This window comes from Pseudomonas sp. Y39-6 (genome assembly GCF_023651955.1).
GTDB classification, from domain to species: domain Bacteria; phylum Pseudomonadota; class Gammaproteobacteria; order Pseudomonadales; family Pseudomonadaceae; genus Aquipseudomonas; species Aquipseudomonas veronii.
The window spans coordinates 5,275,467-5,296,902 of record NZ_CP069594.1 but is presented as its reverse complement, the minus strand read 5'-3'; the positions used below and the strand labels follow the sequence as shown (position 1 = coordinate 5,296,902).

The following is a 21,436-nucleotide window of genomic DNA, read 5'->3' as shown; positions in this document are numbered from 1 at the left end:
AGACCCGAATGGCAGGAGGGGAAAGCAGTGCTTTGGAAGGGTGCGACACTTGGTCGCGTAGGAGGGTTGAGCTACCGCCCCCGGATCAGGGGCGGCAGTTCAGGGGTGGAGCGTTACTCTGCCTGGCGTTGCGGCGTTGCGCCGTCAGCGTTGTGGGAGAGGCTGTAAACATAAGCGGCCAGCAGGTGAACCTTGTCATTGCCTTGCAGCACTTCCTGCGCCGGCATCTGGCCTTGACGGCCGTGGCGAATGGTTTGCTGCAACTGCGCCAGGCTGGTGCCGTAGATAAAGCCGCTTGGCTCGGTCAGGTTCGGCGCGCCCATGGCTTCGGTGCCGTGGCCTTGCGGACCGTGGCAGGCCACGCAGGTGGTGTTGAACGTGGCTTGGCCGGCGACCAGGTCGGCACCGCTGTCGGCGGGCAATGGCAACTTGGCCAGGTCGTGACGCACATAGGCTGCGACGTTTTTCACACCGTCTTCGCCCAGCACTTCGCCCCAGGCCGGCATCGCCGCATGGCGACCGCCCATGATGGTGGTCTTGATCGCCTCGGCGGAACCGCCCCAGCGCCAGTTATTGTCCGCCAGGTTCGGGAAGCCATACGCGCCCTTGGCATCCGAGCCGTGGCACACCGCGCAGTTGGAGGCAAACAGGCGTCCGCCCATTTTCAGCGCTTGTGGGTCTTTAGCGACTTCTTCCACTGGCATGGCCGAGAATTTGGCGAAGATCGGCCCGAACTTGGCGTCGGCCTTGGCCATTTCCTTGTCCCATTCCTTGGTCGAGGTCCAGCCGCCTTCATAGCCCGGCAGGACGCCTTTCCAGTTGCCCAGGCCCGGGTAGAGGATCAAGTAGCCGACGGCGAACAGCAGGGTGCCGGCGAACAGCATGAACCACCACTGAGGCAGCGGGTTGTCGTATTCCTCAATGCCGTCGAAGGCGTGGCCCATGGTCTGGTCGACACTGCCCTTGGTCTCGCCCTTGCGGGTGCCGAACAGCAGCCAGGTCAGGCCGATCAGGCTGCCGATGGTCAGTACGCAGATCCATGTACTCCAGAAGGTAGTCATGGCCGATTGCTCCTTGTTGCAGGCGCTTCTTGAGCGTCGGATGGGGTGGCGGTGGGTTCGTCGGCAAACGGCAGCAGGCGTGCCTGCTCGAATTCCGCATTGCGTCGGTTGTTGAATACCCACAGCGAGAGGCCGATAAAGGCGATGGCGACGACTAGCGTGCCGAGGCCGCGGATGGTGCCCGCATCGAATTCAAATCCCATGGCTCACCTCTTGCTCTTGATGGCGGTGCCGAGGACTTGCAGGTACGAAACCAGCGCGTCGATCTCGGTCTTGCCCTTGAGGCTGGCCACTGCGCCGTTGATGTCGTCGTCGGTGTAGGGCACGCCGAGGGTACGCATCACTTTGAGCTTGGCTTCGGTGTGGCTGCTGTCGAGCGGTGCCGTCACCAGCCATGGGTAGGCCGGCATTTTCGACTCAGGCACTACGTTGCGCGGGTTGTACAAGTGCGCGCGGTGCCAGTCGTCCGAGTAGCGTGCGCCGACGCGCGCCAGGTCTGGCCCGGTACGCTTGGAGCCCCACAGGAACGGGTGATCCCAGACGCTTTCGCCCGCAACCGAGTAGTGCCCGTAGCGCTCGGTCTCGGCACGGAACGGACGGATCATCTGCGAGTGGCACTGTACGCAACCTTCGCGGATGTAGATGTCGCGGCCTTCCAGTTGCAGCGCGGTGTAGGGCTTCATGCCTTCCACCGGTTTGTTGGTCACGTCCTGGAAGAACAGCGGGACGATCTGGGTCAGGCCGCCGATGCTCACGGCAAGCACCATCAGCAGCATCAGCAGGCCGACGTTCTTTTCAATCGTTTCGTGTTTCATCACTGACTCCTCAGGCCGTCTGCGCGGCAGGGGTGGCTTCGACAGGTTGTGCCGAGCGCACGGTGCGCCATGTGTTGTAAGCCATCAGCAACATGCCGCTGAGGAACACCGCACCGCCCACCAGTCGCACGACGAAGCCAGGGTGGCTGGCCACCAGGGTTTCGACGAAGGAGTAGGTCAAGGTGCCGTCTTCGTTGATCGCACGCCACATCAGGCCCTGGGCGATGCCGTTGACCCACATCGAGGCGATGTAGAGCACGGTGCCGATGGTGGCCAGCCAGAAGTGCGCGTTGATCAGGCCGACGCTGTACATCTGCTCGCGGCCGAAGACTTTCGGGATCATGTGATACAGCGCGCCGATGGAGATCATCGCCACCCAGCCGAGCGCGCCGGCGTGTACGTGGCCGATGGTCCAGTCGGTGTAGTGCGACAGCGAGTTGACGGTCTTGATGGCCATCATCGGCCCTTCGAACGTCGACATGCCGTAGAACGCCAGCGAGACGACCAGGAAGCGCAGGATCGGGTCGCTGCGCAGCTTATGCCAGGCGCCCGAGAGGGTCATCATGCCGTTGATCATGCCGCCCCAGCTTGGTGCCAGCAGCACCAGGGACATCACCATGCCCAACGACTGTGCCCAGTCCGGCAACGCGGTGTAGTGCAGGTGGTGCGGACCGGCCCAGATGTACAGGGTGATCAGCGCCCAGAAGTGGACGATGGACAGGCGATAGGAATACACCGGACGTTCGGCTTGCTTGGGTACGAAGTAGTACATCATCCCGAGGAAGCCGGCAGTCAGGAAGAAACCTACTGCGTTATGCCCATACCACCACTGCACCATGGCATCCGTCGCACCGCCGTACAGCGAGTAGGACTTGGTCAGGCTGACCGGGATTTCCAGGTTGTTGACGATATGCAGGATGGCCACGGTGATGATGAACGCACCGAAGAACCAGTTACCGACATAGATGTGCTTGGTATTGCGCTTGGCCACAGTGCCGAAGAACACAATGGCATAAGCCACCCAGACGATAGTGATCAGGATGTCGATCGGCCATTCCAGCTCGGCGTATTCCTTGGAACTGGTGTAACCCAGTGGCAAGGTGATCGCTGCCAGGACAATGACCAGTTGCCAGCCCCAAAAGCAGAACTGCGCGATTTTCGGCGCGAACAGCTGGGTTTGGCAGGTGCGCTGCACCGAGTAGAAGGAGCTGGCAAACAGCGCGCAACCCCCGAAGGCGAAGATCACCGCGTTGGTGTGCAGCGGGCGCAAGCGGCCAAAGCTGGTCCAAGGCAAGTCGAAGTTGAGTGCAGGCCACACCAATTGAGCCGCGAGAAAAACCCCGAGCCCCATGCCGACGATGCCCCACACCACCGTCATAATCGCGAATTGGCGGACCACCTTGTAGTTATAGGCGGTACTTAAAGTAGTGTTCATGGTTCCCCATCCACGGTTCAACCCAAGCAGATGCGACACTTGGGCTGGAGTTATAGGCAGACTAAAAAGCGAGGTAAGCATGGGCAAAGAGCACAAGGCCAGTATTGACGGGGATCAATGGGCACGGTGTGTGCAGGAGCATGGCTGGCTGTGGGATATCGCCTCGGGTGCGTCAGCGCATACGCCTGTGACGCTGATCCTGGCCCACGGCGCCGGTGCACCGATGGACTCATCTTTCATGAACGACATGGCTGCGCGCCTTGCCAGGCATGGCGTCAATGTGGTGCGCTTTGAGTTTCCCTACATGGCCCAGCGCCGGTTGGACGGGGGCAAACGCCCGCCCAACCCGGCGCCGAAACTGCTGGAAAGCTGGCGCGAGGTGTATGCCGAGGTGCGACGCCATGCCGCTGGGAAACTGGCCATTGGTGGCAAGTCCATGGGCGGGCGCATGGCCAGTTTGCTCGCCGATGAATTGGAGGCCGATGCCTTGGTGTGCCTGGGCTATCCGTTCTATGCGGTGGGCAAGCCGGAAAAGCCGCGAGTCGCGCATTTGGCCGGGTTGAACACGCCGACATTGATTGTGCAGGGCGAACGCGATGCCTTGGGTAATCGAGTCGCGGTGCAGGGGTATGACTTGTCACCGAGCATCGAGGTGCTGTGGCTGGCGGCGGGGGATCATGATTTGAAACCGTTGAAGGCTTCAGGGTTCAGCCATGAGCAGCATTTGGAGGCGGCGGCGGTGCGAGTGGCTCAGTTTATCGGCGCCTGTTAGAGCGCTATCGGGGGCAAGCCCCCTCCCACATGAGGTGTACGCGGTTAAATGTGGGAGGGGCGGTGCGACGATTCGACTTGCCCCCGATAGCGGTTTAACGGTTAAAACGCTCTACCAGCGAATACTGAGTATTGGCGGTAACAGTAAGCTCTTCACTCAACTGCGCCGAGTTCAATGCCTGTTCCGAGGTCTGGTCCGCCAACAGCGCGATGGTGCTGATATTGCGGCTGATCTCTTCGGCCACCGAGCTTTGCTCTTCCGTGGCGGCGGCGATCTGGGTGGTCATGTCGGTGATGTTGGCCACCGCTTCGCTGATGCCCACCAGTGCCTGGTCCGCTTCCATCACCCGCGCCACGCCTTCTTCGGCCTGGCGATGCCCGGCGTCCATGGTTTGTACGGCAGCGGCGGCGGTCTGCTGCAGCTTGGCGATCAGGGTATGGATCTGCCCGGTCGATTCAGCGGTACGCTGCGCCAATTGGCGGACTTCATCGGCAACCACCGCAAAACCACGGCCCATTTCACCGGCACGCGCCGCTTCGATCGCGGCGTTCAAGGCCAGCAGGTTGGTCTGGTCGGCGATGCCTTTGATCACGTCGACCACGCCGCCGATTTCATCGCTGTCCTTGGCCAGTTGGGTGACCGTCACGCCGGTCTCGCCAACCGCGGCCGACAGCCGCTGAATCGCCTCGCGGGTTTCCCCGGCGATATCGCGGCCGCGCCCGGTCAGGCGATTGGCTTCCTGGGTGGCATCGGCCGTGCGCTGCACATGGCTGGCGACTTCCTGGGTGGTCGCCGCCATCTGGTTGACCGCGGTAGCCACTTGTTCGGTTTCCACACGCTGGCGTTCCAGGCCGCTGGAGCTGTTGTGCGCCAGGGTGTTGGACTGCGCGGCCTGCTCGTTGAGGTGTTCGGCGGTGTCCTGCAAGCGCGTGAGACAGGTCTTCAGACGTGCCTCTTGGCTGAGGATCGACATTTCCAGTCGCGCCTGGGCGCCACGGCTGTCGGTATACATCTGCGCGATCAACGGGTCGGAGGTGGTCTGTTCGGCCAGGCGCAGCAAACGCTTGAGGCCGCGCTGTTGCCAGCTCAGGCCCAGCAGGCCCAGCGGCACCGACAACCCTGCCGCGAGGGCAAAGCCCCAGTGGGAATTGAGCGATGCGCCAATCATGAAGCTCAATTGGCTGACCAGAATAAACGGCAGCCAGTCCTGCAGCACCGGCAGCCACTTGTCCCGCCGGGGAATGGCGGACTTGCCCTGATTGATGCGGTGGTAGAGCGCTTCGGCCCGGCGGACCTGCTCGGCGGTGGGCTTGATACGCACCGATTCATAGCCGACCACCTGGTTGCCATCGAACACCGGCGTCACATAGGCGTTGACCCAGTAGTGATCGCCGCTCTTGCAGCGGTTCTTGACGATGCCCATCCATGGCAAGCCTTGCTTGAGCGTGGACCACATGTGTGCGAACACAGCCGCCGGAACGTCCGGGTGGCGTACCAGGTTATGCGGGGCACGCACCAATTCGTCGCGGGAGAAACCACTGATTTCGACGAAAGCGTCGTTGCAATAAGTGATGACACCCTTGGCATCTGTGGTGGAGATCAACCGTTGCTGAGCGGGGAAGGTACGTTCGCGCTGGGTAACGGGCTGGTTATTACGCATGGTTATTCAATCCGCAAGGCTTTCAAGGGGTATCGGCGGTGGCGATCATTTATTTAACTTATTTTCGTAATAATCAGCCGGCGAGCATTGGGTAGGAAAACAGTCCGAAATGCAGCAAATTCAGGCCGAAATGCGTGGCAATCGCCGCACCCAGGCCGCCAAAACGATAGGCAAGGCCATAACCGGCCCCGGCGATGCTGGCCAGCAGCACCCACTGCCAGCCCGCGCTCAGGTGCGCCAGGCCGAACAGCAGCGAGGCCAGCAGCAATGCGAGGTTTTCGCCGTAGGGCAAGTGTTTGAGGCGCTGGCTCAGGCCGCCCTGAATGTAGCCGCGAAACAGCGCTTCTTCCACCAGCGTCACCAGCAACAGGTTATTCAGCACCCACAGCCACGCCTGCTCCGGCCACTTCGGCGCCCAACTGATGATCCCCAGCAACGCCGCGCCGCCCAGGGCTGCGATGGCCGTCAGCGCCAGCGCCAGGGCGGTGACGCAGATCGACAGGCGCAATGAACGCCGCGCTACAATCCACGGGCAGGCCAGCAGCAGCCAGAAACCGATCAGTGGTTTGTCTTGGTTGAGGTACATCGAGAAGGGCACGGCATCGGCGCTGAAACGCTGGGGGGCGATACCGCGCCCGTTGTAGAACCCCGGTAGCCAGTGCATCGCCAGGCCCAAGGCCAAGACGATGAACAACCCGTGGCCGACGTAGCGCGCCCACGGGGTACGTTGTTGGCGTACCGCATACCCGGCGATCAACAACAGCGCCACGGAGATGGCCGCGAGCACACCCAGTTGGCCGTAGAGCAACGCCAGTGCATAGCCGATGGACAGGAGGACGAGATACACCCAGGGCAATGCGGTCATGTGACATCCTTGGAAAAAACTGCTCGGTAGTATAGCGAGTGGGTTCCGGCGCCAAAATGAAAATGCCGTCACGCGAAAAGAGCGCTGCCGGAGCGATTGCAAAATATGTCGGCGGTTGGTTATAGTCGCCGCGTCTTCACCTCCTCAAAAGATCAGCCCATGCCTGCATTCCTGTGCATAGCGGTAGTCGATTCAGCGTCCAGCGCTGTGGTCGTGCCGTGCGGGAACCTGCAGCCTGCGCAGATCAGCCACTACCCCCCACCTGTCAGTAGCACGCCGGTGTACGCAGTCGTATCACCGCCGGGTGTTGGCATTTCGGGCTGATCAGCTGATTGCTGTTGCCCTATGCCCGCCTGAAAAAAACCTACTGAGTTTCAGCCTTGCTTGGCTGAATCGGCTTTTTTGCCTGATTACAGGTGGTAACCATGTCTGTTATGTCAAAACAATCCGTGGCCGCGGCGGCCTCGACGAGCCTGTTCGTATTGCTGTGGAGCAGCGGGGCGATTTTCTCCAAGTTGGGCCTGGCCCATGCGTCGCCCTTTGCCTTTTTGCTGATCCGTTTTGCCATCGCCCTGGCGGGGCTGGTGATGCTGGTACCGATCCTCAAGCTGAAACTGCCACAACCCGGCAAGCCGCTGTGGTATGCGGCGGCGACGGGGCTGGTGTTGTTGGGGGCGTACCAGATTTTCTATCTGCTGGCCCTGGACCTCAACGTCACGCCGGGGATGATGGCGACCATCATGGGCGTGCAGCCGATCCTGACCGTGGTGCTGATGGAGCGCCAGCGTTCCTGGCGCCGGATGTTCGGCCTGGGCCTGGGGTTGGCCGGCTTGATCATGGTGGTGTACCAAGGCATCGGGCTGTCGCGGATGTCCCTGGCCGGGATGCTGTTCGGCTTGCTGGCCCTGGCAAGCATGACCATCGGCTCGATCATGCAGAAGCGCATCACCGATAACCCGTTGGGCACGCTGCCCGTGCAATACCTGGCCGGGTTGGTGTTGTGCTCGGTGTTCGTGCCGTTCCAGCCGTTCCACTTTGAACACACCGCCGGTTTTTACCTGCCGGTGCTGTGGATGGGCCTGGTGGTGTCGCTGCTGGCGACGCTGTTGCTGTACCGCCTGATCGCCCGCGGCAACCTGGTCAATGTCACCAGCCTGTTCTACCTGGTGCCTGCAGTGACGGCGGTGATGGATTACCTGATCTTTGGCAATCGGCTCGCGTGGTTGAGCCTGCTGGGGATGGGGTTGATCGTTGTTGGGTTGGGGTTTGTGTTTCGTAAAGGTTGAATGATCACTGAGTCAGCGCTGACGGGCGCCCTCTAAAGCGGGCGTCCGTCGATGTGTGATTCAGTGCTGGGTAAGTGCAGTGTTCAGCTCGAGCGCCAAGCGTTGCACGTATTCACGCAGTTCAGGTACTGCGGTGGCTTCCCAGTCCCGGGCCTGGAGGAAAGGGCCGACGTAATACAACCAGTCTGACGGCACTGCATTGCAATTGAGCAGTGCGCCCGACGGTGCGATGTCCATGCCTGTCCCAAGTGCATCAGGTACCAACAGGCCATCTGCGCGCAGGGACTTGAGCAACGGGTCGTCCAATTGGCGCAGGTCCAGTGCTGGCGTCGTGCAATTTATCACCGCTTTGACCTCCAACTGTTCCACGGTGCTGGCGCCACGTCGGCGTACAGCAACGCTCACATTGTGAGGGTTGGACGTGTAGCCGACGATGCGTCCGGCCGCCAGCTTCAGTGTGCCGCGGGCAAGCTCGGTGTGCATGCGCGCGCCTGGTTGTGGAGCGCAACGATGGCGATGGGCATCCCAGTAAGGGCGTACATGTCGCAGGAATCGCCGGCGTTCATCAAGCGGCAATGCATGCCACAGCTGCTGGGTAGCGGACCTCAGGCCACCAATGATGTCGCGCCAGTCTCCGCCGGTTTGCGCGTGCTGGCGAACCGCGTCACGGACGGCACGTACATAGTGGCGCACCGTGCAATCGGTCAACATGTGCTGTGCCAGCCCTTCATCGTAGGCGGGGTGCGCGTTCAATTCGCGGTGAGGCTGCGGGAGCAGGCCCCGGCGCGAAACGGCCTGGATAGTGCCGGTGTGTCCCCGGTCACGCAAATCAAGTACGACGTCGAGCATTGTCAGCCCGCTGCCTATCAGGAAGACCGGGTCGTTTGCGCCAATACTGTCGAGTGCGCCCGGTTGCCATGGGTCATGCACGTAGCCCGGGTTCTCGTAGAACTGCCGATATTCGGGTGCAATCGAAGGCGCCTGGCGTGCGCAACTGCCAATGCTTAAAACAATACTGTCGGCCCGAAAGTGTTCCCCGTTATCCATCAAGAGAAGTGCGCCAGCGGCATTTGGCTGGGGGATTATCTTGACCACTTCCCCAATCACTTCGTGCAACTCGCAGCCCGGTGTTGCGTTGCGTGACGCGTGTTGAAGCAACGCTTCCAAATAGTCACCGTAGAGGCGCCGCTCTACAAAGGAGCCTGGGGTAGCGGTGGCGTTGTTGCGTTTTACATACTCGTAAAAGCTGTCGTCTTCGCCGGCCAGAGCATTCATTCTGCCTGCCGGGACATTGAGTACATGCGCGGGCGCTTGGGTGCTGTAAGTGATACCTCGGGCCATACTGCCCGGCCGGTTGATCAACAGAATTTTTAGAGGGGTGACCGGCGGGTGGCGTAATAACTGCGCTGCCAGCGTCGAGCCGCAGAAACCTTCGCCGGTAATAGCGATGGTCTTGGTATTCATTCCAGCTCCAGTTTCAACGCCACTCATATTTCATTTGACAAAGCCGTCTTGTTGCATATTTTGAATGAGGGGCGGTAAATGTTTTGTAGAGTTTGCCGAAGGTTTGTCGTGAACTTGATAATGAAGTGGATCGAGTTGCTCATCCAGTGCGCAGCTTCGGCGATTCCGCGTTCGTTGATATAGATCAGTCGGCACTCGGGGTTGGAGTTTTCGACGCATCATAACTGAATATGAGTCATGCCTTTCGCGGCGTTTACCGACCTCTGGGGGGCGGGCGGAAGAGTTTTTTCGGGTGGTTGTTTGTAAGCTTGCTCCTATTCATTCGGTCGAAGCGCTGCTAGCGCGGGAGCATCGGCGCGCCACGGTTTTGGAAGCGGGGCTTGATACGATCTGGAGGCTCAGGCAAGGAGCTGCGGGCTAGAGGTGCAATGCCTCATCGTAGGGCGCGTGACGGGCTCCCGGTGGCTGACCGCCGGTCACAAGTAAGATTGCCCTTACAAACTAATACTGTAATAATTCTCACCTTATTGTCGGCCTATATCCTACCTCCCAGCAGGATATGTAGTGCGCTCCCAAGGGATATTGTGTCTATTTTCGCATCGCGCAGCCTTTCCAATGCTCTGCCTAACGACGTTTGCGTTGCAAAAGTCGCAATTTTGATGTGCTCGTACAATGGTGAGACGTTTCTTGCGGAACAGCTCGACTCTATTGAGCGGCAGATGCATCGTGACTGGACGTTAGTCATTTCGGACGATGGTTCCAAAGACAGTTCGTTGGCGATTTTTCAGCAATACTGTAGTCGTTGGGGCAGTCACCGGCTAAGCGTGGTATCTGGCCCTCAAAAAGGCTTCGTCGCCAATTTTCTCTCGTTGACTTGTCGGACCGATATTCAGGCTGATTATTTTGCATGGTGCGATCAAGACGATATCTGGAATGATGAAAAGCTGCAGGTGGCGGTTGATTGGTTGCAGAGCCAGCCTTCGGATGTGCCTGCACTTTACTGTGGTCGCACGCAGTTGGTAGGCGACTCGGGGGGGGCGCTTGGTTTTTCACCGCTTTTCTCCCTGCCTCCGCATTTCTCTAACGCGTTGGTTCAGAGTATCGCGGGCGGCAATACGATGGTTTTTAACCAGGCTGCTCGCAAGCTGATTGTGGAGGCGGGTGCGGACGTAGTAGTGCCTTCTCACGATTGGTGGGCGTATCAGCTTGTCACGGGGGCGGGAGGCATCGTTCACTATGATCCCGAGCCTAGAATGCAGTACCGCCAGCATGATGAAAATCTGATTGGCAGCAACTCCAGCTGGGCAGCTCGCCTGGTTCGGCTACGGATGATCTTTCAAGGACGTTTTTACGAGTGGAACGAACTGAATATTCGCGCACTCGAAGCCATGCAGCATCGTCTTTGCGAAGAGCATCGAACGACTCTTGCGCGTTTTAAATGTGCGCGGAGTCAAACGTTATTTAGACGAGTGCTGGGGTTTCGGTCGGCCGGTTTATACCGGCAGACACTGATGGGGAACCTCGGGCTAATTTTTGCAACACTACTGAAAAAGATCTGACTCAATGACTATCTTAGTAACCGGCGGTGCTGGCTTTATCGGTGCAAACTTTGTATTGGACTGGGTAGCCCAGGCGGATGAGCCGGTCATTAATCTGGACAAGCTGACGTATGCCGGCAACCTGGAGAACCTCAGCTCGCTGGAGGGTGACAAGCGCCATGTATTCGTACAGGGCGATATCGCCGATAGCCAGTTGGTGCAGCGCTTGCTCGCTGAGCACAAGCCGCGCGCTATCCTGAACTTCGCTGCCGAGTCGCACGTTGACCGCTCCATTCACGGCCCGGAAGACTTCATCGAGACTAACGTCGTCGGTACCTTCCGTTTGCTGGAGGCGGTACGTGCCTACTGGAAAGGCCTGGATGCCGATGCACAGCAGTCCTTCCGCTTCCTGCATGTTTCGACCGACGAAGTCTATGGCTCCCTGGCCAAAGATGATGCAGCGTTCACCGAAACTCACCAGTACGAGCCTAACAGCCCTTACTCGGCGAGCAAGGCTGCAAGCGACCACTTGGTTCGTGCCTATCACCATACCTATGGCTTGCCGGTACTGACGACCAATTGCTCGAACAACTATGGGCCGTTCCATTTCCCGGAAAAACTGATTCCGTTGATGATCGTCAACGCACTGGCAGGCAAAACGCTACCAGTGTACGGCGACGGTCAGCAAATTCGTGACTGGCTGTACGTAAAAGACCACTGCAGCGCCATCCGCCGAGTACTGGAAGCGGGCACTGTGGGCGAGGTCTATAACGTGGGCGGCTGGAACGAAAAGCCAAACCTGGACATCGTTCACACCGTTTGCGCCTTGCTCGATGAGTTGCGCCCTCAAGCGAATGGCAAGCCTTACAGCGATCAGATTGCTTACGTGACGGACCGCCCTGGCCATGACCGCCGTTATGCCATCGACGCGCGCAAACTGGAGCGTGAGTTGGGTTGGAAGCCGGCTGAGACCTTCGAGACCGGTATTCGCAAAACCGTAGAGTGGTACCTGGACAACCAAGATTGGGTGAGCAATATCCAATCGGGTTCGTACCGCGAATGGGTAGAAAAAAACTACGCCGAGCGTTCGGCATGAGGATCCTTCTACTTGGCAAAAATGGCCAGGTGGGATGGGAGCTTCAACGCAGCTTGGCCCCTTTGGGCCAAGTGCTTGCGCTCGACTCGAAAAGCCAGGACTACTGCGGCGACCTGAACGACCTGCTGGGGCTGGCCGCGACCGTGCAGCGGTTTGCGCCTGACGTCATCGTCAACGCTGCCGCCTACACCGCCGTCGACAAAGCCGAAAGCGAGCCTGCCCAGGCCCTGCGTGTCAACGCAGAAGCCCCGGCGGTACTGGCCGCCGAGGCGCTGAAGCTGAATGCCCTGCTGGTGCACTATTCCACCGACTACGTGTTCGCCGGCACCGGCGACACCCCTTGGCTGGAAAGCGACCCGGTAGGGCCGCTGAGCGTCTACGGTACGACCAAGCTGCAAGGCGAGCAGGCCATTCAGGCCAGTGGTTGTGCACATCTGGTCTTCCGTACCAGCTGGGTCTACGCAGCGCGCGGTAACAACTTCGCCAAGACCATGCTGCGCCTAGCCATCGAGCGAGACAGCCTGAACGTGATTGACGACCAGTTCGGCGCGCCCACCGGGGCGGACCTGCTGGCCGACGTCACCGCTCACGCGATCCGCACCATGGGCTCAAACCCGCAGTTGAGCGGGGTGTATCACCTCGCCGCAGCGGGCGAGACCACCTGGCACCGCTATGCCCGCTTCGTGCTCGAACAGGCGCAAGCGGCGGGGGTGCAGCTCAAGGTCGAACCGGCCAACGTGGGCGCGATCACCACCGCGGCTTACCCGACGCCGGCCAAACGCCCTGGCAATTCCCGACTCGACACTCAAAAACTGCAGAATGCCTTCTCATTGCGCCTGCCTGAATGGCAGGACGGTGTGGCACGGATGCTTATAGAAATTCTAGAGAAATGAACATGCTTAAACGTAAAGGAATCATTTTGGCCGGTGGTTCAGGCACACGCCTGCACCCTGCAACCTTGGCAATCTCCAAGCAATTGCTGCCGGTTTACGACAAGCCGATGATCTACTACCCGCTGACCACGCTGATGCTGGCGGGTATTCGCGACATATTGATCATCTCGACGCCGCAGGACACGCCTCGCTTTGAGCAATTGTTAGGCGATGGTAGCAAGTGGGGGTTGAGTATTTCTTATGCAGTGCAGGCCTCCCCGGATGGTCTGGCCCAAGCTTTTATCATTGGTGAGGATTTTATCGGCAACGATCTGTCAGCACTGGTGCTGGGCGACAATATCTATCATGGTCATCATTTCAATGAGCTGCTCAACAGCGCCATGCATCGCCAAGATGGCGCCAGTGTTTTTGCTTATCACGTGAATGATCCGGAGCGTTACGGTGTCGTCGAGTTTGACGACCAGGGTAAGGCAATCAGCCTGGAAGAGAAACCGCTTCAGCCCAAGTCCAACTATGCGGTAACGGGGCTCTATTTCTATGACCAAGATGTGGTCGAGATTGCCAAGGGCATCAAGCCTTCACCTCGTGGCGAGCTGGAAATTACTGACCTAAACCGTATTTATATGGAGCGAGGCAAGCTCTCTGTGGAAATCATGGGTCGCGGTTACGCCTGGTTGGATACCGGCACCCATGAATCGTTACTTGAGGCCAGTCACTTCATTGCCACACTTGAGCACCGCCAAGGGCTTAAAGTGGCCTGCCCTGAAGAGATTGCGTTCCGGCAGAAGTGGATTGATGCTGAGCAGCTGGAAAAACTCGCGGCGCCACTCTCCAAGAATGGTTACGGTCAATATCTGAAGCGCCTCCTGCACGAAAAGATTTTTTTATAGGGCGTTCGCCAAGCTTTTTTTTGTAGTTGCCTTGAAATCACTTTTTGACCAGCAGCGCCGAAAAACCAGCGCTGGCTACACTTTGGAGATATTTTAAAGATGAGAGCTACCCCACTTGTCATCCCGGACGTTTTTCTGTTTGAGCCGAAAGTTTTCGGGGATGAGCGGGGCTTTTTCTATGAAAGCTTCAATCAGAAGGTGTTCGAGGCGGCTGTCGGAAAGTCCGTTAATTTCGTCCAGGACAACCATTCCAAATCGGCAAAGGGTGTACTTCGCGGTTTGCACTATCAGATCAAACAGCCCCAGGGAAAGCTGGTACGGGTCACCCATGGCGAGGTGTTTGACGTAGCCGTCGATCTGCGCAAAAGCTCTGCCACCTTTGGCAAGTGGGTGGGGGCGCATCTTAGCGCCAGCAATAGGTCTCAACTCTGGATTCCAGAAGGGTTCGCACATGGCTTTGTGGTGCTTTCAGAGAGTGCTGAATTTCTCTACAAAACCACGGACTACTGGGCTCCTGAGCACGAACGGAGCCTGGCGTGGAACGATTCCGACGTCGCAATCGATTGGCCGTTTTTCGATTCACCCACCCTGTCCGCCAAAGATGCAAATGCCCCGCGTTTTGTTAACGCTGAGGTGTTTGAATAGTGGACCCGCACCTGAAACCTTCAGCTGGGCCGGTCAGCATGGTGGCCAGCCTCTGGAAAAATCGTTCGTTGATCTCACAAATGACTAAGCGCGAAGTGATCGGACGCTACCGCGGTTCGGTCATGGGGCTGACATGGTCATTTTTTAACCCGATCCTGATGCTTGCGGTTTATACCTTCGTGTTCTCTGAGATTTTCAAATCTCGCTGGGTCGGTGTTGATACCGGTAAAGGTGGTTTCGCGATCCTGTTGTTTGTGGGCATGATCGTTCATGGGTTGTTTGCTGAATGCGCTAACCGTGCACCTTCTCTGGTGATGACCAACAGTAACTATGTAAAAAAAGTAGTCTTCCCGTTGGAGATTTTGCCGGTCATTACCCTGGGTTCTGCACTGTTCCATAGCTGTATCAGTCTGATCGTATTACTGGCCGCCCAGTTCTTGATCACCGGCCAACTCTATTGGACGGCACTCCTGTTTCCTTTGATCCTGGTGCCACTGATACTAGCGACCCTAGGAATAAGCTGGTTGTTGGCCTCGCTGGGTGTTTATCTGCGAGATGTAGGTCACGTGATTACGGTCCTTACCACCGTCTTGTTGTTTCTTTCTCCTGTGCTTTATCCGGTAGCAGCGCTGCCTGAAGTTTATAAGCCATGGCTAAAACTCAATCCGCTGACTTACATAATTGAGGAAAGTCGAAGTGTCCTGCTATTCGGCCACCTCCCGCATTGGGGCAGTCTAGGTGTGGCTATCGTCATTGGGGTACTTATTGCTTCAATTGGCTTCTGGTTCTTTCAAAAGACACGTAAAGGGTTCGCTGATGTCATCTGATCAATCGGTAATCAGCGTTCGGAATGTCTCCAAATGTTTTTACACCTATGACAAACCTCGTGATCGCCTGAAACAAGCTATCGTGCCGCGTTTCCAGCGGTGGGCGGGCGATCAAGTCACCACCTATGGCAAAGAGTTCTGGGCCCTGCGTGACATCAGTTTTGAAGTCAAAAAAGGCGAAACGGTAGGTGTCGTAGGTCGCAATGGATCAGGCAAGTCCACACTGCTGCAGATCATTTGTGGCACGTTGACGCCGACGATGGGCGAAATTGAAACGCGTGGGCGTATCGCTGCATTGCTCGAGTTGGGCTCAGGCTTCAACCCTGAGTTTACTGGGCGTGAAAACGTCTACCTGAACGCAGCGGTTCTGGGCCTGACGCGTAATGAGGTGAACGATCGCTTTGATGCTATTGCCAGTTTTGCGGACATCGGAGAATTTCTCGATCAGCCGGTGAAGGCCTATTCTAGTGGTATGGCGGTCAGGCTTGCGTTTGCAGTCCAGGCACAAGTCGATCCTGAGATTCTTGTTGTGGATGAAGCGCTCTCGGTAGGTGATGCCCGATTTCAAGCCAAATGCTTCGAGCGTCTGCGCCAGCTTAAAGAGAACGGAACTAGTATCCTGCTAGTGACCCATTCCAGCGAGCAAGTAGTGACGCACTGCTCGCGCGCAATTCTATTGGAACAAAGCCGGGTTGAAATGATCGGAGAGTCACGCCCGGTGATCAATCGCTACACCGACATTTTGTTTGGTCGTAATACCAGTGCTGATGAGCCTTCGAACCCTGCGGCGGTGACCGCAGAGCCCGTGGCGCTAATCGAGAAAACTCTACACTTGTCTCTGGAAAGCGATGTTTATGCATCACGTATCGGCTATAACCCACATGAATATCGTTGGGGGGATGGGGCTGCTACGTTAATGGATTTTCATTTGAGTGCGAACGGACGTGAGTTTCCGGCGAGCATAGAGTCGGGTGAGGAAGTTGTACTCGGTGTGTCATTTAAGTTTAACCGTCCAGTGATTAACCCAATTCTCGGATTCACCATTAAAACCAAGGAAGGTGTAACGGTCTACGGCACGAACTCCTATTTGTTGGAGTGTACCGAAACCCGATCCATGGGAGAGTCTGGGAACGTGGCCATCGCCAGCGTGAAGTTCGTAAACAGACTAGCGACTGGTGATTATTTTATTTCCTTAGGGATCGCCTCTAGAGAGGGCGAAGACATCATTCCCCATGATAGGCGTTATGACTCCATTCATTTGGTTGTCGAACCCACTCCCAAGTTGTTGGGGCTGATTGACCTTGCCGCTGCTATGACAATCGATCCGGTAGACCCAAATGTTTAAACTCGATCAATATGGTTATACCAAGGATGGTGAAACAAATGTGTGGGTGCGCTCTGATTTTCAGGGTATTGCCTACAGTGATGGTGATAGCTCCGAAGCTGAACTCGCAGGTATAATTCATAACGCCAAAGACGTGTCTGTCTTGTCAGATGAGCTTCCGCAGTACTGCACCGACTGGGCAAAGCTTTATCACCTAAGCGCCACACGCGCTAATATCCTTCGTCCGTTTGAGCACTTGTTCAAGTCTCGCGTGTTGGAAATCGGTGCCGGCTGCGGCGCTATCAGTCGTTATCTCGGCGAATGCGGAGCAGACCTTCTATGCCTGGAAGGCAGCCCTCGACGGGCGGGAATAGCTGCGAGCCGCACGCGTGAACTGGATAACGTAACTGTTCTGGCTGAGCGATTCGACGATTTCAAGGTCGATGAGCAATTCGATGTCATCACGCTTATTGGCGTACTCGAGTACGCAAGCATGTTCAGTAATGCGGAAGATCCCGCCTTGGCGATGCTGATGCGCGTTCGTCAATTGCTCAAGCCTGATGGGCATCTTTTCATCGCCATCGAAAACCAGTTGGGGCTCAAGTATTTTGCGGGTGCGCCTGAAGACCATGTCGGCATTACAATGTATGGCATCGAAGGCCGATACGAACATGGGCAGCCCAAAACCTATGGTAAGAAGGAGCTCAAGGACCTTGTCACCCGAGCCGGGTTTACCGCTTCGAGTTTTCTGGCGCCGAGTCCGGATTATAAACTACCCAACTCGATCATTACTGAGAGTGGCTTCGGATGCGACGATTTCGATGCCTCTGCCTTGGCGTGGCAGAACGTCAAGAAAGACCCACAGCTTCCAGAGCTGACCACTTTCAACCTCGAGAAGGCTTGGTCCGTTGTCATCGACAATAGTCTGGGCATGGACCTAGCCAACTCTTTCTTGGTCGTGGCGTCTTCCGAAAACAGCGAACCTTTCGACACTGACGTGCTTGCCTACCATTACAGCACGGGTAGAAAGACTCGCTACTGTAAGGAGTCATTGTTTGTTAAAACGCCGCAGGGTATTCAGGTCCACTATAGAAAGCTGGGTAATCTAATAGGCGATGAGGCGCAAGCGAACCTCGACGACGGCTTCAAATATGTGCTTCCCCGCGTGGACGCCTACGCGAAAGGCAGCGTGCTCAGCCTTGAGTTCCTAAATGTTGCTGCGCGCCGCGACTGGAGCGTGCAAGGGTTTACCCCCTTTTTACAGAAGTATCTGGCTTGTCTGCAAATACTACTGGATGAAGAGGGCTCTGACGTAAAACTTTCTTCAGCCAAGTCTCTGCTTCCCGGCCGTTATATTGATGCCGTCCCGCAAAACATCGTAATCGATGAGCGCAATAAGCCGCAGTTTATTGATATCGAGTGGGAGATGGATGAGGGGGTTGAACTCGGCTATTTGATGATGCGGGCACTACTTTTGCTGATGGCCGCTGCGAATCCCTTCTACCCCAGTGCTTCTACGATCAGTCGTCAGGAGTTCGTGACGCAGCTGTTAGCAAGCGCAGATATGGATATAAGCGCTGAGGACCTCACACGCTATATCGCTACCGAAGCTGCCTTTCAAGAGCGGGTTACCGGTGCCGACGCAAATCAGTTTCTCAACTGGTCACCCGAAGCAATTATTCACAAACTGGGAGCTGTGTACCCGCCCTCCAAGCACGCAAAACTCTATGTGAGTGATACAGCTGGTCACTTTTCAGAAGAGTCTTCGTTGCTCCAAGTGGTCGATGATGGGCGTCAACTGATCCGGTTTACCCTCCCTCCTGGCTTGCCACCTGGTGTGCAGTTGCGGTTTGACCCGATCAACCGACGTCAAAGCTTTTCCATTCATACCATCAAGGTGTACTCTAGCGGCGAAACGGTTATGGAGTGGCAGGATGACATTAGTCATCCGCTTGTCATTGCATCCGCCGTGCGAATTCCCCAAGTTGGTCGCAATACGCTTTATCTGGCGCTGAGTGATGATCCGAGTTTAGCGATTCCTTTAGCTGGTGAAGTGCTCAGTGGCATAGACCTGCTTGAGCTGGAAGTAAGTCTTACTTTACTCACGGAAGAGCAGCTTGCTCAAGAGATTAATGTGCTGAATCAATCTGAACTGACAAATCCTAATTTCGAACTGCAAAACAAGCTCGATCTAATTCTGGACTCAAGCAGTAAACTTGACCAGATTCTTGACTCAAATAGCAAGCTTGATCTGATTGTCGACTCTAATCGACAAATCAATGACGTGCTTGGGTTGTTGAAGACATCTATTACTTCAAATTATACCGAGGTAATCGCTCAAACTACTCGAGAAAAAGACAGAGAGGTTCAGGCAGTCGTTGAGCAACTTCGTCTATTGAGTGAAGAGACCAAAGTCTCCATTCAGCTTCTCAGTGAGGAGCATAAGGCAGCCCTTCAGCTCCTGACTGAGCAATACAATCTTGCGCTGGGCGAAAAAGACTCACAGATCGAAGAATTCATCGCTTCTACGGCGCTCGAACATGCACATTCAGAAGTGGAGCGGCTACAGATTATCGAGACGCTGCATCACCAGGTAGCTCTTAAAGATGAAGAGTTTCAAAATACGTTGGCCAAATGGCAAGGGTCTTTGAAGGATAAGGATACTCACATCTGCAACCTCGAAGAGCAATTGCGGTTGCAGCAGGTTCAGAAAGACACGCATATCCATAACTTGAATTTGCACATTATTGCCATGCAGTTATCATCCAGCTGGAAGGCGACCGCGCCCTTTCGCAATCTTTTAAGGCGCGTTAGCCAAGTTAAAAGGGTGTGGCGGTTATTGCCAGCGGTGATCCGTCGAGGTGGTGGACTACGCAGTACAGCACGCAAGGCGATCGCGGTGTGGCGCCAACAAGGCGCTGCAGGCTTGAAGGCGCGGGTAGTTTGGGTTGCCGGGGCAAGTAACTTTGCCTTTGTTGGCCAGGAGACCCGTGAAGTGCCCGACCGCCACGACTATTCGCGGTGGGTCGAGTATTACGACACCATGGATGATAACGGCCGTTGGAAAATCAGTGAAGAGATCCGCAAGTGGAAAACCAATCCGCTGATTTCGATCATCATGCCTGTTTACAATCCGCCTTTGGACCTGTTGCGTGAAGCGGTCGAGAGCGTTCAGTCGCAGCTCTACAAGAACTGGGAGTTGTGCATAGCCGATGATGCTTCCACCGATGCGCAGGTGATTACCTATCTTGAGTCACTCAAGGCTCAAGACAAGCGTATCAAGGTAGTATTCCGAGAGGAAAATGGTCATATCTCCAACGCCAGCAATTCTGCACTGATATTAGCGTCGGGCCAGTACATTGCCTTGATGGACAATGATGACCTTCTGCCGGAGAACGCTCTGTATTGGGTTGCCCGTGCTATTCATGACAACCCGGATGTAGGTGTTATTTATTCTGACGAGGACAAGATTGATACTGCTGGCAAGCGCAGTTCGCCTTACTTTAAGTCGGATTGGAACGAGTTTCTGTTTCGCTCCCAGAACATGGTTTGCCATTTGGGTGTTTATCGCTCCGATCTGGTGAAAGAGGTTGGTGGTTTTCGCACGGGCTTTGAAGGCGCTCAAGACTACGATCTTGCCTTGCGCTGCTCCGAGAAACTCAATCGCAGTCAAATCGTGCATATTCCACGGGTGCTCTACCACTGGCGGATTCACGCGGGCAGTACTGCAATGGCAGGCGACGAAAAGCCCTACGCAGCGCTTGCTGGCGTCAAGGCCTTGGATGAGCACCTGCAGCGCAAAGGTAATATCGGTCGTACCGAACTGCTGCCGATGGGCATGTACCGGGTTCACTATGCCCGCCCCGCAGTGGAGCCGTTAGTCACGCTGATTATTCCCACGCGTAACGCCTGCGCGCTGGTAAAACAGTGCATTGACAGTATTCAGCAACTGACGACCTACACTAACTATGAAATTATCTTGATCGATAACGGATCGGATGATCCCATCTCTCTAGAATATTTCGCCCAACTCGATCAGCAAGATAATATTCGAGTGATGCGTGACGATGGGCCGTTCAATTACTCGGCTTTAAATAATGGTGCCGTCAGAATGGCTCGCGGTGAGTTGATCGGACTGATCAACAACGACATTGAGGTCATCACACCAGAGTGGCTGGATGAGATGGTGTCTATTGCACTGCAGCCAAACATCGGCGCCGTCGGGGCACGCCTTTGGTACCCGGATGATCGCCTGCAGCATGGCGGCGTCGTGGTCGGCGTTGGCGGTGTCGCAGGGCACTCGCATAAGTACCTGCCAAAAGGCGACTACGGCTACTTCTGCAGGGCCGCGCTGATTCAGGAGTTTTCGGCAGTCACTGCGGCGTGCCTGATCGTCAAGAAGTCTATTTTCGAGCAAGTGGGTGGGCTGGACGAAGAGAACCTCAAAATTGCGTTCAATGATGTCGACTTCTGCCTGAGGGTTCAGGAAGCGGGCTACATCAATGTTTGGACGCCTTTTGCCGAGTTGTATCATCATGAGTCGGCTACACGCGGCCTTGAGGATACGCCTGAGAAGAAGGAGCGTTTTTCCAAAGAGGTTCTGTATGTTCAGGCGCGTTGGCCGAAGATCCAGGAAGACTATACATACAATCCGAACCTTACCCTGGATCATGAAGATTTCGGTTTGGCGTGGCCGCCTCGCGTAAAATTGTAAGCAGTTTTGCACGCGAGATGACTCATTTTGATTAAGCACAGAGGCCTGATAGTGGGTAATGAAATTCGAACTTGTAGTACTACAGGCTTATCTGACTTTAGCTGGCAGTAGTTACTGGCAACGTGTTACTTTCTGGTGGTTGCGAGTTGGT

The 21,436-nt window shown here is 56.3% G+C and carries 17 protein-coding genes; 10 read left to right on the top strand and 7 right to left on the bottom strand.

Going from position 1 to position 21,436, the window contains the following annotated elements:
* Window positions 1-113: 113 nt before the first annotated feature.
* The 4 genes from ccoP to ccoN are packed head-to-tail and all read right to left on the bottom strand — an operon-like array spanning window position 114 to window position 3,311.
* Window positions 114-1,061 carry a cytochrome-c oxidase, cbb3-type subunit III gene (gene ccoP / locus JN756_RS23990; RefSeq protein WP_057003828.1) on the bottom strand — a complete coding sequence of 316 codons (948 nt, stop codon included), beginning with the start codon at window positions 1,059-1,061 and terminating at the stop codon, window positions 114-116.
* Complete coding sequence (locus JN756_RS23985; protein WP_017845261.1) at window positions 1,058-1,264, bottom strand: cbb3-type cytochrome oxidase subunit 3; 207 nt, start codon at window positions 1,262-1,264, stop codon at window positions 1,058-1,060. Before JN756_RS23985 ends, ccoP begins: the two co-directional genes overlap by 4 nt.
* Window positions 1,265-1,267: 3 nt before the next feature.
* A complete protein-coding gene (ccoO, locus tag JN756_RS23980) occupies window positions 1,268-1,876 on the bottom strand; it encodes a cytochrome-c oxidase, cbb3-type subunit II (protein WP_017845262.1) in 609 nt (202 codons plus the stop codon).
* A 10-nt stretch (window positions 1,877-1,886) separates the two neighbouring features.
* The gene (gene ccoN, locus JN756_RS23975) at window positions 1,887-3,311 is read right to left on the bottom strand and encodes a cytochrome-c oxidase, cbb3-type subunit I (RefSeq protein ID WP_126588850.1); all 1,425 of its coding nucleotides are present in this window, start codon (window positions 3,309-3,311) and stop codon (window positions 1,887-1,889) included.
* 79 nt (window positions 3,312-3,390) lie between these two features.
* On the opposite strand from ccoN, the gene JN756_RS23970 reads away from it, so the two are divergent.
* Window positions 3,391-4,083 (top strand): alpha/beta family hydrolase, encoded by a 693-nt coding sequence (locus JN756_RS23970; protein ID WP_108524729.1) that lies wholly within the window; start codon window positions 3,391-3,393, stop codon window positions 4,081-4,083.
* Window positions 4,084-4,177: 94 nt separating this feature from the next.
* Here the strand turns inward: JN756_RS23970 and JN756_RS23965 are convergent, their stop codons facing one another.
* Entirely contained in the window at window positions 4,178-5,743 is a 1,566-nt protein-coding gene (locus tag JN756_RS23965) for a methyl-accepting chemotaxis protein (protein WP_057003829.1), read from the bottom strand.
* A 73-nt stretch (window positions 5,744-5,816) separates the two neighbouring features.
* Window positions 5,817-6,608, bottom strand: a complete 792-nt coding sequence (locus JN756_RS23960; protein ID WP_057003830.1) for a CPBP family intramembrane glutamic endopeptidase — start codon at window positions 6,606-6,608, stop codon at window positions 5,817-5,819.
* Window positions 6,609-7,033: 425 nt separating this feature from the next.
* Here JN756_RS23960 and JN756_RS23955 point away from each other — a divergent pair, with 425 nt between their 5' ends.
* A complete protein-coding gene (locus JN756_RS23955) occupies window positions 7,034-7,894 on the top strand; it encodes a DMT family transporter (protein WP_201021432.1) in 861 nt (286 codons plus the stop codon).
* Window positions 7,895-7,954: 60 nt separating this feature from the next.
* Here the strand turns inward: JN756_RS23955 and JN756_RS23950 are convergent, their stop codons facing one another.
* Complete coding sequence (locus tag JN756_RS23950) at window positions 7,955-9,358, bottom strand: FAD/NAD(P)-binding protein (protein WP_201021431.1); 1,404 nt, start codon at window positions 9,356-9,358, stop codon at window positions 7,955-7,957.
* Between the two features lie 584 nt (window positions 9,359-9,942).
* On the opposite strand from JN756_RS23950, the gene JN756_RS23945 reads away from it, so the two are divergent.
* The 8 genes from JN756_RS23945 (at window position 9,943) to JN756_RS23910 (ending at window position 21,285) form a co-directional block, all read left to right on the top strand.
* Complete coding sequence (locus tag JN756_RS23945; RefSeq protein WP_236255058.1) at window positions 9,943-10,917, top strand: glycosyltransferase family 2 protein; 975 nt, start codon at window positions 9,943-9,945, stop codon at window positions 10,915-10,917.
* 4 nt (window positions 10,918-10,921) lie between these two features.
* Window positions 10,922-11,992: a dTDP-glucose 4,6-dehydratase gene (rfbB, locus tag JN756_RS23940; RefSeq protein ID WP_177029528.1), complete on the top strand. Its 1,071-nt coding sequence runs from the start codon at window positions 10,922-10,924 to the stop codon at window positions 11,990-11,992.
* Window positions 11,989-12,885, top strand: coding sequence for a dTDP-4-dehydrorhamnose reductase (gene rfbD / locus JN756_RS23935; RefSeq protein WP_177029529.1), 897 nt, complete (start codon window positions 11,989-11,991; stop codon window positions 12,883-12,885). Before rfbB ends, rfbD begins: the two co-directional genes overlap by 4 nt.
* Before the next feature lie 2 nt (window positions 12,886-12,887).
* Window positions 12,888-13,775: a glucose-1-phosphate thymidylyltransferase RfbA gene (gene rfbA, locus JN756_RS23930; RefSeq protein WP_104902663.1), complete on the top strand. Its 888-nt coding sequence runs from the start codon at window positions 12,888-12,890 to the stop codon at window positions 13,773-13,775.
* A 99-nt stretch (window positions 13,776-13,874) separates the two neighbouring features.
* Window positions 13,875-14,420 carry a dTDP-4-dehydrorhamnose 3,5-epimerase gene (rfbC, locus tag JN756_RS23925; protein WP_104902664.1) on the top strand — a complete coding sequence of 182 codons (546 nt, stop codon included), beginning with the start codon at window positions 13,875-13,877 and terminating at the stop codon, window positions 14,418-14,420.
* Window positions 14,420-15,247, top strand: coding sequence for an ABC transporter permease (locus tag JN756_RS23920; protein WP_104902665.1), 828 nt, complete (start codon window positions 14,420-14,422; stop codon window positions 15,245-15,247). Before rfbC ends, JN756_RS23920 begins: the two co-directional genes overlap by 1 nt.
* Window positions 15,237-16,592 carry an ABC transporter ATP-binding protein gene (locus JN756_RS23915; protein ID WP_104902666.1) on the top strand — a complete coding sequence of 452 codons (1,356 nt, stop codon included), beginning with the start codon at window positions 15,237-15,239 and terminating at the stop codon, window positions 16,590-16,592. Before JN756_RS23920 ends, JN756_RS23915 begins: the two co-directional genes overlap by 11 nt.
* Window positions 16,585-21,285 carry a glycosyltransferase gene (locus tag JN756_RS23910; RefSeq protein ID WP_201021430.1) on the top strand — a complete coding sequence of 1,567 codons (4,701 nt, stop codon included), beginning with the start codon at window positions 16,585-16,587 and terminating at the stop codon, window positions 21,283-21,285. The genes JN756_RS23915 and JN756_RS23910 overlap by 8 nt, the downstream gene beginning before the upstream one ends.
* The last annotated feature ends 151 nt before the right edge of the window (window positions 21,286-21,436 follow it).

Bases quoted from the DNA above. Each gene is read 5' to 3' on its own strand.
- ccoP (WP_057003828.1), bottom strand. From the start codon at position 1,061: ATGACTACCTTCTGGAGTACATGGATCTGCGTACTGACCATCGGCAGC.
- JN756_RS23985 (WP_017845261.1), bottom strand. From the start codon at position 1,264: ATGGGATTTGAATTCGATGCGGGCACCATCCGCGGCCTCGGCACGCTA.
- ccoO (WP_017845262.1), bottom strand. From the start codon at position 1,876: ATGAAACACGAAACGATTGAAAAGAACGTCGGCCTGCTGATGCTGCTG.
- ccoN (WP_126588850.1), bottom strand. From the start codon at position 3,311: ATGAACACTACTTTAAGTACCGCCTATAACTACAAGGTGGTCCGCCAA.
- JN756_RS23970 (WP_108524729.1), top strand. From the start codon at position 3,391: ATGGGCAAAGAGCACAAGGCCAGTATTGACGGGGATCAATGGGCACGG.
- JN756_RS23965 (WP_057003829.1), bottom strand. From the start codon at position 5,743: ATGCGTAATAACCAGCCCGTTACCCAGCGCGAACGTACCTTCCCCGCT.
- JN756_RS23960 (WP_057003830.1), bottom strand. From the start codon at position 6,608: ATGACCGCATTGCCCTGGGTGTATCTCGTCCTCCTGTCCATCGGCTAT.
- JN756_RS23955 (WP_201021432.1), top strand. From the start codon at position 7,034: ATGTCTGTTATGTCAAAACAATCCGTGGCCGCGGCGGCCTCGACGAGC.
- JN756_RS23950 (WP_201021431.1), bottom strand. From the start codon at position 9,358: ATGAATACCAAGACCATCGCTATTACCGGCGAAGGTTTCTGCGGCTCG.
- rfbB (WP_177029528.1), top strand. From the start codon at position 10,922: ATGACTATCTTAGTAACCGGCGGTGCTGGCTTTATCGGTGCAAACTTT.
- rfbD (WP_177029529.1), top strand. From the start codon at position 11,989: ATGAGGATCCTTCTACTTGGCAAAAATGGCCAGGTGGGATGGGAGCTT.
- rfbA (WP_104902663.1), top strand. From the start codon at position 12,888: ATGCTTAAACGTAAAGGAATCATTTTGGCCGGTGGTTCAGGCACACGC.
- rfbC (WP_104902664.1), top strand. From the start codon at position 13,875: ATGAGAGCTACCCCACTTGTCATCCCGGACGTTTTTCTGTTTGAGCCG.
- JN756_RS23915 (WP_104902666.1), top strand. From the start codon at position 15,237: ATGTCATCTGATCAATCGGTAATCAGCGTTCGGAATGTCTCCAAATGT.
- JN756_RS23910 (WP_201021430.1), top strand. From the start codon at position 16,585: ATGTTTAAACTCGATCAATATGGTTATACCAAGGATGGTGAAACAAAT.